We start from the raw sequence: 12,328 nt of genomic DNA, 5'->3' as shown, positions 1-12,328 counted from the left end.
TTTTTAAAAATAAATACAAATTTTCTTACCATCAATTTGACTTACGGGTATATCCATATCATAAATTTGTTTTAAATTTTCTTGATTGATGATTTCATCTTTTGAGCCTTGTTTTAAAAGCTTCCCATCTTTTAAGGCTATGATTTCATCAGAATAAATCGAAGCAAAATTAATATCATGCAATACAACAGCTATACTTTTGTTAAAGTCTTTGACTAAATTTTTCATTAGTTGCATGATTTGTACGCTATGCTTCATATCAAGATTGTTTAAAGGTTCATCAAACATTATAAATTCAGTATCTTGAGCGATGATCATGGCTATAAAAGCTCTTTGTTTTTGTCCCCCGCTTAATGTATCTAAAAATTCATTTCTTAAGTTACTAAGCCCCATATATTCTAAAGCTTCATTGATTTTGATTTTATCGTTTGCATTAAGTCTTCCTTGAGAATGCGGAAAACGTCCAAAAGCGACCAATTCTTCAACTTTTAATCTTAAATTGATATTGTTTTGTTGTTTGAGAATGGAAATTTTTTGTGCTAAGATTTGCTCTTTATAGTCTTTTAAATTCATTCCATCGATATAAATTTCTCCACTACTAGGTTTTATCAAACGACTTGCTAGAGCTAAAAGAGTGGATTTTCCAGCACCATTGGCTCCTATTATAGAAGTGATTTTGCCTTTATGAAAATCAAGGCTAAGATCTGAAATAATGGCTTTATTGTCATAAAATTTGGTGATATTTTTTAGTTTAATCATAATTTATTACCCTTTAATACAAGATAGATAAAATATATCCCACCTAAGAAATTAATAACCACGCTTATAGTGGCATTATAATCAAAAACTCTAGAGACAAAAAACACCCCTCCAAGCAAAGCTAAAATGCTAATGAGTATACAAGCACTTAGCAAAATACTATGCTTTGCAGTTTTAAATAGCTCATAAGTGATATTTACTACCAAAAGCCCTAAAAAGGTTATAGGACCTACAAGCGCGGTGCTAATAGAAGTTAAAATAGCTATGATAATCATCAATTGTTTTGAAATTTTTTGGTAATTTATCCCTAAATTTATCGCCAAATCTTTGCCTAAATTTAAAGGATCTAAAAATTTCATATAGCGAAAAATCCATATAAAACTTAAAAAGCTAATGATATAAGCAAGAATTAAAACATCAAAAGCAATATTATCAAAACTAGCAAACATTCTTCCTTGTATTACCATGAATTCATCAGGGTCGATTAATACTTCAAAAAAAGAGCTTAAAGTGCTAAAAAGTGTTCCAAAAACTAAGCCTAAAAGCATGATAAGATAAATGCTTCTATCGCTACTAAATAAAATTTTATAAAGTCCTAGTGAAAAAACTACCATACAAATTAGAGTGATTAAAAAATTGATATCGTTTTTATAAACACTTAAATTAGCTGCACCAAAAGAAAAGATAAGAGCACTTTGAAGCAACATATATAAAGAATCTAATCCTATGATAGCAGGGGTTAGAATTTTGTTATTGCATAAAGTTTGAAAAATCACTGTTGAAACAGCGATGCAAATAGCTACTATGATAATAGCTGCAATTTGTAAAAAACGACTTTTTAAAGCATACTCATCAAAGCCACTTAAACCCACAAGTATAAAAATCCCTATCATACCAAGTGTTAAAAAACTTAAAATCAGCATTTTTTTACGCATAAACTTTCCTTTTTAGCAAAAGAAGGATAAAGATTAAAGATCCTAAAACACCTGTAGTGATACTTAAAGGCATTTCAAAAGGAAAGATGACAAGTCTTGAAATGATATCGCAAACAAGTAAAAACAGAGCCCCGCAAAGTGCTATATAGATAAGATTTTTTCTAAGATTATCACCTAGATAAAGAGCTACTAAATTTGGGATAATTAGCCCTAAAAAAGGGATAATCCCAACGCTTACAATCACTAAACTAGTGATAATGCTTACAATCATCAAGCCTAAAAATAATATACCATTATAAGAGATTCCAAGATTTAAAGCTATATCTTCGCCCATGCCAACTATGGTGATTTTATGAGCTAAAAAATAAGCAAGTATAAAAAGTGGTAAAGAAATGTAGAGCAATTCATAATTTCCCTGCATAACATTTGCCATACTGCCTTGTAACCAGCCTTGGATATTTTGTATATAATTTAAAGCATAGGCAAAAAAAGTGGTTATAGCACTAATAATGCCTCCAAACATCAAGCCTATCAAAGGTACAAAAATCACATCTTTGAGTTTGATTTTTCTTAAAATTTGGATAAATATAAAAGAACCCAAAAGCGCAAATACAGATGCAATGATAGCTTGAGTGAAAAAAGACGTTCCAGCAAAAAATATTAAAGAAATAAGTATGCCAAATTTAGCACAATCCATAGTCCCTGCTGTAGTTGGAGAAACGAATTTATTTTGCGTGAGTTGTTGCATGATAAGCCCGCATATACTAAGACTCATTCCTGTGAGTAAAATCGCTATAAGTCTAGGAATTCTTGTGAGAGTTATGATTTCTAATTGAGTGGAGTTAAGATTAAGAATATCTTTTACATTGATACTGATAACTCCTATAAATAAACTTATCATTCCAAAGAATAAAAGTAAAGCTATAAGCACTTTTAAACTCAATATATGCTTAAAAAACAAATCTTTCCTTATAGTAATAATAATTATCAAAAATGAAATTGTAATGAAATTTGTTTTAAGAAATGATAAAACTACAAAGGATATTTTAGTAAGAAATCAAAAATCCAGTGGAAAGTCTTTGCAGGTGTTTGTTATAGTCTATAAGGCTTTCTCCATAGCCATTAAAGTATTGTAAATACCAATAAATCCCATTGTTAAAAATATCATATCCTAGATCAACTTGTATAGCACCTTTGTTATTGCGGAATTTAAGATTGTTTCTTAGCATAAGATTGATAAAATAATCATCACCCAAATACGCTAAATTTACATCAAAATTTCCCATATAATGCAAGATGGCAGGATTATCATCATCTTTTTTGCTTTCAGGAATTCTATACCAAAGGCGTGGAACAAATAAAAATTTATTATATAAAATAGCAGTAGATACATAAATTCTATTCCATGAGCGAGATTGCAAATTCTCATCTCCCTTGCCATTGCTTTCATGCAATATGCCTACGCGTAGGTTGTTAAAAAATTCATAATCTTTAAGATACAAAGGAAAATCTATAAAAAATTCGGGCTGATAGTTGGTTTCTCTAAAAGGAGAAGAATGCTCATAAATTTGCCACCAAGAAGTTTGAGTATAGGCTATATAATATTTTTCATCCAATCCTAGCAAATTTTCAAAAAGCCTTTTTTTAATGCTAAGTTGAAATTTAGCTTCACTTTTATTGTGATTTTCTTCTAGAGAGTTAAAACTATAAGCCAAAGGTAGAAAATAATTCATTTTATAAGCGCTAATGCCAAGAGGGTTAAAGTATTCATCTTCTTCAAGATAATTTGCCAAAGCAAGACGAGCAAAATCTTGTCTTTCTTCTTTGGCTGCAATAATAGATTTTTCATTTTGAGTAGTTTGTTTAGTTTTATTTTGTTCTTGAGAAATTAAAACAGGTGAATTTTTTAAAGCGAGTTTTTTGTAAATTTCCATAGCTTTTTTATAATCGCCTTGTTTTTCATACTCTAAAGCTTGTTGCAAATCACTAGCCCATATAAGAACACATAAGCTTAAAAATAAAGCAATTTTTCTCATTTTAACTCACTTTTAAATTTTTCATATTCTTCATAAAAATTAAGATTTAAAAAAGCATCTTCATCTTCAAATTCCACAAATTTGGTTTTAATCTCAGAAAATAAAAGTCCTATTTTTTGTTCATTTTTTTCTAAGAAATTTTTACAAGTTTGAGCTAAAGAGCTGTGATAAAAGCCACATAAGGGATGTTTATGTAAAGGGGTTTTGGCTATGATTATTTTATAGTTTTGCTCTAAAAAAGGAAGCATTTTTAAAAGCTCATTTTCACCTACTTTAGGACTATCTACACTTAAAACAAAAACAAATTCATTTTTAAAATTTGAAAGTATAGAGTAAAGCGCAAGCATAGGAGAGTAAACTTCAAATTCTAAAGAATCTTTTATCAAGCTAAAATGGTTTTCAAATTTGTCTTCTTTTGCGCTCACATAGACATTTTTAAAAATTTTAGAAAATTTATTTACTTGAAATTGAGTTAAATTTTGATTTTTAAGAATCAATTTGCTTTTATCTTGTCCCATACGACTAGATTTACCACCACATAAAATCACGCAATTTAGCTCATTAAGCTGCACAAATTTCCTTTTTTAGTTTAATTCTACCACAAATTCGCTAAAATATTTTATAATTTCTTTTATGAAATACACAGAACTTTTACAATTGCAAACTTTTTTTTCTCAGTTTAAAAAAATCGATTTTATCAAGCGTATCAATGACAATATTTTGGAATTAAGCTTTGATAAAGAAAGATTTATTTTCGATCTCACTCGTGCAATGAGTGCGATTTATACAGCTAAATTTAATGCAAAAAACTATAATGCACCTTTTGATTTTATGCTTAAAAAGTATTTTAGCAATGCTTTTATAAAGGAAGTTAAAGTCCTTGAAGGCAATCGTATTTTATGTTTTAGTGTAAAAGCTAATAAGGCTTATAAAAGCTATGAGAGCAAGATTTATTTTGAATTTACGGGTAAAAATACCAATGTTATTCTTACAGATGAAAAAGATTTGATCATAGAGGCTTTAAGGCATATTGATAAAAGCTATCGTGTCGTAAAACCTAATGTGATTTTAGAGTCTTTAAAACCTTATAAAATGGATGAAAGTTTTGAGGAAATTAAAGATTTTAAAGATTATTTTTCTCACAAATTTACAAGCATTTATGAGAGTAAAATCAAACAAATAAAAAATTTAAAACTTACACAAGTGGATAAAAAAATACAAAATTTACAAGAACTATTTTCTAGTTTAGATGAAGAAAATTCTTTACTCTTAAAAGCTTTAGAATACAGAAAAAGGGCAGATGTATTGTTTGCAAATTTGAGTGTTTTAAAAGATTATGAAAGGGAATTTAAGCTTGATGATTTTGAAGGCAAAGAGCTTGAATTTAAGCTTGAATTTAGTCCTAAGCAAAGCGCTAATTTATATTATAAAAATGCTAAAAAATTAGAACAAAAAGCTAAAAATTTAAACATACAAAGGCAAAATTTAAAAGAAAAGTTAGATTTTACCTTGAGTTTGAAAGAATTATTGTTTCAAGCTAAGAGTGAGATAGAACTTGAAATTTTACTACCTAAAAAAAATAGCAAAAAAAATCAAGATCATAAACAAGAAGATCTTGTAGCAAATTTTTATTTTAATGAGTTTAAAATTTGCGTGGGTAAAAATGAAAAAGGCAATGAATTTTTACTTAAAAATGCTAAAAAAGATGATTTGTGGCTTCATGTAAGGGATATTCCTAGTGCACATACTTTGATTGTATCAAACAAGCAAAAAATCAGCCTTGATGTGATAGAATTTGCCGCAAGGCTTTGTGTAAGCTTTTCTAAGTTAAAGAAAGGTTCGTATTGGGTCGATTATACCTTAAAAAATTTTGTTAAGGTTCAGCAAAAGGCGTTTGTAAATTATACAAATTTTAAAAGTATTAATATCACAAAGGATTAAAATGCCAGTTAGCCCATTAGGAAATGTCAATTATATAAATCAAAATATGGCTTATCCAGCTACACAAGCAAGCAATGAGCTTGCAAAAGAAGGTTTTGCAGCTACGCTAAATATGGCTGAATTTAATGAAAAAGAAAAAACTTTAAACAAGCTTGAAAAAGTCAATGAGACTCATGAAATCAAAGAAGAGATCAAAGAAAAAGCCGAACAAGAAGAAAAAAAGAAAAAACACAATCAAGAAGCTAAAACCAGCGATGATGAGAAAAATGAAGAAGATGAGTCTAAAGATCCAAATTTTAAAGACGCACAAAGCATTCATCGCTTAGATATTAGTATATAAGGAAAAATATGTTTAATACAACTAGAATTATTTCAGCTCTTGTGATGATAGGGGCTATTATTATTATCGCGTTGATTGATCAATTTTTTATCAATTTTATCGTTTTTGCGGTTTTATTGTATTTATCTTTTAGTGAAGCAAAAAAACTTTTTGCTTTAGAAAATATTTCTATTATCCCTTTGGTTATAGCTTTTATTTTGGGAAGTTTATCGCATAAAGCTTTACTTTTTGGGATTTTAGCTTTGTTATTAGTTGTTGGATATTTGGTTTATAAAAAGGCTTCCTTAAAACCAGCTCTTATTTATATGTATCCTAGTTTGCCTATTTTAGCACTTTGGCAAGTGTATTTAGATCAGGGTATGTTTGCGCTTTTTTGGCTTATCATTATCGTTGCAGCTTGTGATAGTGGGGCGTATTTTATCGGAAAACTTATGGGTAAAACTCCTTTTTCTCCAACAAGTCCAAACAAAACCTTAGAAGGTGTTATAGGTGGCTTGATTTGTGCGAGTGTTATTGGAACTATTTTGGGAGTTTTTGTTTATAGTTTTTGGCTTTCTTTGCTTTGTTCGTTTTTTGTAGCGATTTTTGCAGTAATTGGAGATTTGCTTGAGAGTTATTTTAAAAGAGAAGCAGGTGTAAAAGATAGTGGAGATCTTATCCCTGGTCATGGGGGTGTGCTTGATAGGATCGATGCGGTGATCATTGCTGCTTTTGTGATGGTTGCTCTTTTATGATACTTTTTGGAAGTACGGGTAGTATAGGAGTAAATGCTCTTAAACTTGCTGCTTTAAAAAACATTCGTATTTCTGCTTTAGCTTGTGGAGATAACATCGCTCTTTTAAATGAACAAATCGCAAGGTTTAAGCCTAAATTTGTTGCCATAAAAGATTCAAAAAATAAGCATTTAGTTAAACACGATAGAGTTTTTATAGGGCAAGAAGGTTTAGAGCGAATTTTAACAGAATGCCAAGACAAACTTTTGCTCAATGCTATTGTAGGTTTTGCAGGACTTAAAAGCACTTTAAAGGCTAAAGAACTTGGCAAAAATATAGCCTTAGCTAACAAAGAAAGTCTTGTGGTGGCGGGGAGTTTTTTAAAAGGGGCTAAATTTTTACCCGTTGATAGTGAGCATGCGGCTTTAAAATTTTTACTCGAAGGTAAAAAAAATATAGCAAAACTTTATATCACAGCAAGTGGTGGAGCTTTTTATAAGTACAAAATCAAAGATTTAAATCAAGTTAGTGTCAAAGATGCTTTAAAACATCCTAATTGGAACATGGGAGCAAAGATCACTATAGATAGTGCGACTATGGCAAATAAGCTTTTTGAGATTATAGAGGCTTATCATTTATATGATTTTAAAGAAATTGATGCTTTAATAGAACCAAGATCTTTAGTGCATGCAATGTGTGAATTTAAAAATGGAGCTAGCACGGCGTATTTTTCAAAAGCAGATATGAAACTAGCTATTTCAGATGCTATATTTGAAAAACAAGATACACCTATTTTAGAGGCTGTTGATTTTAGCAAAATGCCCGCTTTAAAATTTCATCCAATCAGCACAAAAAAATATCCTATTTTTAAGCTTAAAAATACATTTTTAAAAGAGCCAAATTTAGGTGTTATCATCAATGCTGCTAATGAAGTTGGTGTTTATAATTTTTTAGAAAATAAAAGTAGATTTTTAGACATTGCTAAATACATTTTTAAAGCTCTTGATCACTTTGGAGTGCCTAAAATTTCAAGCATAGAAGAAGTTTTTGAGTATGATTTTAAAACAAGAGAGTATTTAAGGAGTTAAAATGAAATTTTTTTTAACAATTTTATTTTTTATAACAAGTATTTTTGCTTTAGAACTAGACTTTAGCGTAGGAGAAAATGGAAAAAGCCTAGATGATAATAATACGGTTTTAATTTTTGGTGGAATTCAAGGCGATGAGCCTGGTGGATTTCATGCGGCAAGTTTGCTTTTGAGTGATTATAATATCACTAAGGGTAAGATTATAGTGGCTCCAAATTTAGCTTTTGATAGCATTATCAAGCGTTCGCGTGGGAATAATGGGGATTTAAACCGTAAATTTGCAAGTATTAGCCCAAAAGATCCTGATTATAAAAGAGTTCAACGCATTAAAGAGCTTATTTTACTTCCTGAAGTTAGTATGGTGATCAATCTTCACGATGGTTGGGGTTTTTATAAACCTACTTATATTGATGCGATGCAAAATCCTAAGCGTTGGGGAAATTCAAGTGTGATTGACACAAGCGAAATCAATGCAAGTAAATACCCTGATCTTGAAAATATCGCTACTCAAACCGTAAATAGTGTCAATTCTTCACTTGCTGATCCAAAGCATGCTTATCATCTTAAAAACACCAAAACCCAAGAGCTTGGTGATACGGAAATGCTTAAAGCTTTAACTTATTTTGTGATTTCAAATCACAAAGCTGCTTTTGCAAATGAAGCGAGTAAAAATCTACCTGTAAATTTAAGAGCTTATTATCATCTTTTGGCAATTGAAAATTATCTAAAAACCGCTGGAATTGAATTTAGCAGAGATTTTGAACTTACCCCACAAGGGGTTGATAAAGCCATAAATAAAGAGCTTGAAGTGAAACTTTTTGATGATAGAATTTTACTTTCTTTAAAAAATCCAAGAAAGGTTATCAACTATGTGCCTTTTCCGGTAAATAAAGAGTTAAATTATAATACAAGTAATGAACTTACCGCTGTTATCGCAGAAGGAAATTCTTTTTATATCCAGTATGGCAATCGTTTTCAAACAAGATTATATCCTGAGTATTTAGAATTTAGTGATGCTTTTAATGAGGTAACTTTTCAAGTTGATGGCAATGAAACCACCGTTCCTTTTGGAACTAAGGTAAAAGTAAAAGAGAATTTTCTTATCCCAAAGATAGCTAATGTGCGCGTAAATATCATAGGCTTTGATCATGGAAAAGATGAAAGTGGTATTTTAGTTCATAAAAAAAATATGCAAACACAATACTCTTTAGATATGGCAGGCAAAATTTATAGAGTGGAATTTTATGAGTTAAGAGGGGCGAATTTGCAACAACTTTTAGAGGCAAATACCAATAGCAAGTTGATCAAAAATGCTAAAAATTTGGATTTAAACACTCTTAAAATGGCAAGATCAAAAGATAAATTCTTAGGTTCTATTTTAGTGGAATTTGAATGAAAAATCTTATCCTAGCTATAGAAAGTTCTTGCGATGATAGTTCTATAGCTATCATTGATAAAAATACCTTAGAGTGTAAATTTCATAAAAAAATTTCCCAAGAATTAGATCATAGTATCTATGGGGGAGTGGTACCCGAACTTGCTGCAAGACTTCATAGCGAGGCTTTACCAAAGATACTTAAGCAATGCAAAGAGCATTTTAAAAATCTTTGTGCCATAGCTGTGACAAATGAACCTGGGCTTAGCGTTTCTTTGCTCAGTGGAATTTCTATGGCAAAAACCTTAGCAAGTGCTCTAAATTTACCCTTAATCCCTATAAATCATCTTAAAGGTCATATTTATAGTCTTTTTTTAGAAGAAAAAATTTCTTTAGATATGGGAATTTTGCTTGTTAGTGGTGGGCATACTATGGTGCTTTATCTTAAAGATGATGCAAACTTAGAGCTTTTAGCAAGCACAAATGATGATAGTTTTGGAGAAAGTTTTGATAAAGTGGCTAAAATGATGAATTTAGGTTACCCTGGTGGGGTCATCATAGAAAATTTAGCAAAAAATGCCAAACTTAAAAATATCTCTTTTAACATACCTTTAAAGCATTCTAAAGAACTTGCTTTCAGTTTTTCAGGACTTAAAAATGCAGTGCGTTTGGAAATTTTAAAGCATGAAAATTTAAGCGATGATATAAAAGCAGAAATAGCCTATGCCTTCGAAAATACGGCTTGTGATCATATCATGGATAAATTAGAAAAAATTTTTAATCTTTATAAATTTAAAAATTTTGGCGTTGTAGGAGGAGCTAGTGCAAACCTTAACTTGCGTTCGCGTTTGCAAAATTTATGTCAAAAATATAATGCAAATTTAAAACTAGCTCCTTTAAAATTCTGCTCTGATAATGCTTTGATGATAGCAAGAGCCGCGGTTGATGCTTACGAAAAAAAGGAATTTGTAAGCATAGAAGAAGATATTTTAAGCCCTAAAAATAAAAATTTTTCAAGGATATAGATGAGAAAAGCTTTTACTATATTAGAACTTGTTTTTGTGATTGTTATCTTAGGAATTTTAGCTGCTATTGCTTTGCCAAAAATGAGTTCGAGCAAGGATGAAGCTGAAGTTAGCAAGTCTTTAAACAACCTTAAAACTTTGATCAATGATATAAGCATTTATACTTTAAAAAATGATCATTTAAGTTCTATAAAAACGATGAGTAATGTAAGTGGGATTGAAAATGTTGATCTTAGTAATTTTAACGGCGTAAAAGAAGTAAATTTTCGCGTAGGCGATGATAAAGAATGCTTAAAACTTGTTTTTATAAATAAAGCTGATTTTATACTCATGGGAATTTCAAGCAATGAAGCAAGTAAAAATGCTATCATCAACGCAGCCAATCAAAGCCATGAAGATTTGGAAGATGTAAACTTTACAAGCCCTTCAAGCAATAAAGCTTGTGTGATCTTAAGCAAGAATGAAAATTTTAAAAACCTAGCGAGCAAAACTTATCTTTTAATAGGGGGAATGTAATGATAGTGAGTAAAACTTATGAGATTGACTCTTGTGATGATGCAGAACTTGGTATAAAAAGAGAATCAAAGCTTGAATTTAAGCTTTGTTTTGATGATGAAAAAGAAGTAAAAGCTTTAGTGTTTATTATCCCTGGGCTTGGTGGAGATGCGGATGAAAATTACCGTGAACACTTAGCTGAATTTGTAGCAGACGAATTTAATGTGGCTGTAGCAAGTGTGAATTATCATTGTATAGGTAATCGTCCTCAAACAGGCTCTACTTTTTATTTGGATGATATAGACAAGCTTATTTTAAAAGCAAGTTGTGAAGCTACGGATATCAAGCTTCCTTATGATATTGATAAAATTCAAGACTATAAACAAATGAGTGAAATTTTTCATTTTATAAATAATCAAATAACCAAAGGCAAGCAAAAAGGTGATTTTACGCCAAATTATTTTTTAAATTTACATGTGAGTTTGCAACCTACAAAAAATGAGTATCAAAATTTTGGGATCATGCAAGCTCAAGATCTTTTAAATGTTGCGCTTTATCTTAAAAAACATACTCCTTTTGATACTATGGGGGGGGGTATACCAGTTATCATGATAGGTAGTTCTCATGGGGGATATTTGGCACATTTAGCCGCTAAAATTGCACCTTGGCTAATAGATGGAGTTATAGATAACTCAAGTTATGCTAAATTTCTTTGGAAGCTTGTTGGGTTTGGTAAAGAAGTTGATTTTATGGAATATTCAGAGTTTGGTACTTTTGATTTTTATCAAAATATTAGAGTTTGTTGTTCTAGCAAAACTTTTTGGACAAGTAATTCAAGTTCAAATAATTTTTTTTCAGTGTCAAGAAGAATGATAAGATATATCTTAGAGCCAATACATCTTGAAATTCAAGCAAATTATCCAAAACCATGTTGTATTAGTTATCACTCTTTTTATGATAAAGAAATAGCTCCACCTGATGAAAAACTAGAACTTTATAAATATTTAAAACAATTTGGGTTTGATGCAGAACTTTATATGATAAAAAATCCAAATCAAATTGATGGTAAATTTATTAAAAATCTAGAACATGGCATGGGAATGTCTATAAAAACTTTGATTTCTAAAGAACTTCCTTTAATGCTAGAAAAAATAAAACAAAACTCAAAAAAAGATCGTAAAGAAAAATGTATCTCTTATCCTTGTGAGGATTTGTTGTATCAATTTAGCGAAAAAGATGACAAAATATCACTCAAAATAGATAAAATTTAAGGAAACCTAATGACCATACTAGAAAAAAACATACAAGCTTTATTAAGTGGAGTAAATGAACCCTTAGGAAATAAACTTTTAAATTTCATACAAAATAAAACTTGTTCTCATTTTAATATAGATGAAAATTTAAATATCTTTGATAAAACTCATAATGTTTTCATGTATGAAAACTTAGAAGAAGAATTAAATTTTTTCTATCAAAGTATTTTAGAAAAAACTCCTAGATATCCTTTCGTATGTATTTATGGTATAGGCAATGCCTTGCTTATTAAAAATTTAGCTAAACACTATAAACATCTTTTTGTATTTGAAAGTGAAATAGAACTTTTTATCCTAGCTTTAAGTAC

At 29.9% G+C, this 12,328-nt stretch carries 13 protein-coding genes and 1 pseudogene; 9 read left to right on the top strand and 5 right to left on the bottom strand.

What is annotated here, in order from left to right:
- Nucleotides 1–3: 3 nt before the first annotated feature.
- The 5 genes from AJ886_RS03030 to AJ886_RS03010 form a co-directional block, all read right to left on the bottom strand.
- Entirely contained in the window at nucleotides 4–759 is a 756-nt protein-coding gene (locus tag AJ886_RS03030; RefSeq protein WP_002871403.1) for an ABC transporter ATP-binding protein, read from the bottom strand.
- Complete coding sequence (locus tag AJ886_RS03025) at nucleotides 756–1,694, bottom strand: iron chelate uptake ABC transporter family permease subunit (RefSeq protein ID WP_070287102.1); 939 nt, start codon at nucleotides 1,692–1,694, stop codon at nucleotides 756–758. Before AJ886_RS03025 ends, AJ886_RS03030 begins: the two co-directional genes overlap by 4 nt.
- Nucleotides 1,687–2,655, bottom strand: a complete 969-nt coding sequence (locus AJ886_RS03020) for an ABC transporter permease (RefSeq protein WP_002862026.1) — start codon at nucleotides 2,653–2,655, stop codon at nucleotides 1,687–1,689. The genes AJ886_RS03025 and AJ886_RS03020 overlap by 8 nt, the downstream gene beginning before the upstream one ends.
- 85 nt (nucleotides 2,656–2,740) lie before the next feature.
- Nucleotides 2,741–3,730, bottom strand: a complete 990-nt coding sequence (locus AJ886_RS03015) for a phospholipase A (protein ID WP_070276014.1) — start codon at nucleotides 3,728–3,730, stop codon at nucleotides 2,741–2,743.
- On the bottom strand, nucleotides 3,727–4,302 hold the full coding sequence (locus tag AJ886_RS03010) for a molybdenum cofactor guanylyltransferase (protein WP_002855734.1): 576 nt from the start codon (nucleotides 4,300–4,302) through the stop codon (nucleotides 3,727–3,729). The genes AJ886_RS03015 and AJ886_RS03010 overlap by 4 nt, the downstream gene beginning before the upstream one ends.
- 61 nt (nucleotides 4,303–4,363) lie before the next feature.
- On the opposite strand from AJ886_RS03010, the gene AJ886_RS03005 reads away from it, so the two are divergent.
- The 9 genes and pseudogenes from AJ886_RS03005 to AJ886_RS02965 form a co-directional block, all read left to right on the top strand.
- Nucleotides 4,364–5,671 (top strand): NFACT RNA binding domain-containing protein, encoded by a 1,308-nt coding sequence (locus AJ886_RS03005; RefSeq protein ID WP_070287101.1) that lies wholly within the window; start codon nucleotides 4,364–4,366, stop codon nucleotides 5,669–5,671.
- Nucleotide 5,672: 1 nt separating this feature from the next.
- Nucleotides 5,673–6,011 (top strand): hypothetical protein, encoded by a 339-nt coding sequence (locus AJ886_RS03000; protein ID WP_002855905.1) that lies wholly within the window; start codon nucleotides 5,673–5,675, stop codon nucleotides 6,009–6,011.
- 8 nt (nucleotides 6,012–6,019) lie between these two features.
- Nucleotides 6,020–6,745 carry a phosphatidate cytidylyltransferase gene (locus AJ886_RS02995; protein WP_070274853.1) on the top strand — a complete coding sequence of 242 codons (726 nt, stop codon included), beginning with the start codon at nucleotides 6,020–6,022 and terminating at the stop codon, nucleotides 6,743–6,745.
- Complete coding sequence (gene dxr, locus AJ886_RS02990) at nucleotides 6,742–7,812, top strand: 1-deoxy-D-xylulose-5-phosphate reductoisomerase (protein WP_070276017.1); 1,071 nt, start codon at nucleotides 6,742–6,744, stop codon at nucleotides 7,810–7,812. The genes AJ886_RS02995 and dxr overlap by 4 nt, the downstream gene beginning before the upstream one ends.
- Before the next feature lies 1 nt (nucleotide 7,813).
- A complete protein-coding gene (locus AJ886_RS02985; RefSeq protein WP_070287100.1) occupies nucleotides 7,814–9,208 on the top strand; it encodes a M99 family carboxypeptidase catalytic domain-containing protein in 1,395 nt (464 codons plus the stop codon).
- Nucleotides 9,205–10,212 (top strand): tRNA (adenosine(37)-N6)-threonylcarbamoyltransferase complex transferase subunit TsaD, encoded by a 1,008-nt coding sequence (gene tsaD / locus AJ886_RS02980; protein ID WP_052776840.1) that lies wholly within the window; start codon nucleotides 9,205–9,207, stop codon nucleotides 10,210–10,212. The genes AJ886_RS02985 and tsaD overlap by 4 nt, the downstream gene beginning before the upstream one ends.
- Nucleotides 10,213–10,728: a type II secretion system protein gene (locus AJ886_RS02975; protein ID WP_070287099.1), complete on the top strand. Its 516-nt coding sequence runs from the start codon at nucleotides 10,213–10,215 to the stop codon at nucleotides 10,726–10,728.
- Nucleotides 10,728–11,978 (top strand): DUF2920 family protein, encoded by a 1,251-nt coding sequence (locus AJ886_RS02970; RefSeq protein ID WP_070287098.1) that lies wholly within the window; start codon nucleotides 10,728–10,730, stop codon nucleotides 11,976–11,978. The genes AJ886_RS02975 and AJ886_RS02970 overlap by 1 nt, the downstream gene beginning before the upstream one ends.
- 9 nt (nucleotides 11,979–11,987) lie before the next feature.
- A pseudogene (locus AJ886_RS02965) lies at nucleotides 11,988–12,328 on the top strand (motility associated factor glycosyltransferase family protein); the annotation flags it as partial.

The organism is Campylobacter sp. BCW_6465, from assembly GCF_001762815.1.
GTDB classification, from domain to species: domain Bacteria; phylum Campylobacterota; class Campylobacteria; order Campylobacterales; family Campylobacteraceae; genus Campylobacter_D; species Campylobacter_D jejuni.
This window is presented reverse-complemented; position numbering and strand designations above follow the sequence as displayed.

Coding starts and splice junctions, on each gene's coding strand:
- AJ886_RS03030 (WP_002871403.1), bottom strand. CDS start 759: ATGATTAAACTAAAAAATATCACCAAATTTTATGACAATAAAGCCATT.
- AJ886_RS03025 (WP_070287102.1), bottom strand. CDS start 1,694: ATGCGTAAAAAAATGCTGATTTTAAGTTTTTTAACACTTGGTATGATA.
- AJ886_RS03015 (WP_070276014.1), bottom strand. CDS start 3,730: ATGAGAAAAATTGCTTTATTTTTAAGCTTATGTGTTCTTATATGGGCT.
- AJ886_RS03005 (WP_070287101.1), top strand. CDS start 4,364: ATGAAATACACAGAACTTTTACAATTGCAAACTTTTTTTTCTCAGTTT.
- AJ886_RS03000 (WP_002855905.1), top strand. CDS start 5,673: ATGCCAGTTAGCCCATTAGGAAATGTCAATTATATAAATCAAAATATG.
- AJ886_RS02995 (WP_070274853.1), top strand. CDS start 6,020: ATGTTTAATACAACTAGAATTATTTCAGCTCTTGTGATGATAGGGGCT.
- dxr (WP_070276017.1), top strand. CDS start 6,742: ATGATACTTTTTGGAAGTACGGGTAGTATAGGAGTAAATGCTCTTAAA.
- AJ886_RS02985 (WP_070287100.1), top strand. CDS start 7,814: ATGAAATTTTTTTTAACAATTTTATTTTTTATAACAAGTATTTTTGCT.
- tsaD (WP_052776840.1), top strand. CDS start 9,205: ATGAAAAATCTTATCCTAGCTATAGAAAGTTCTTGCGATGATAGTTCT.
- AJ886_RS02975 (WP_070287099.1), top strand. CDS start 10,213: ATGAGAAAAGCTTTTACTATATTAGAACTTGTTTTTGTGATTGTTATC.
- AJ886_RS02970 (WP_070287098.1), top strand. CDS start 10,728: ATGATAGTGAGTAAAACTTATGAGATTGACTCTTGTGATGATGCAGAA.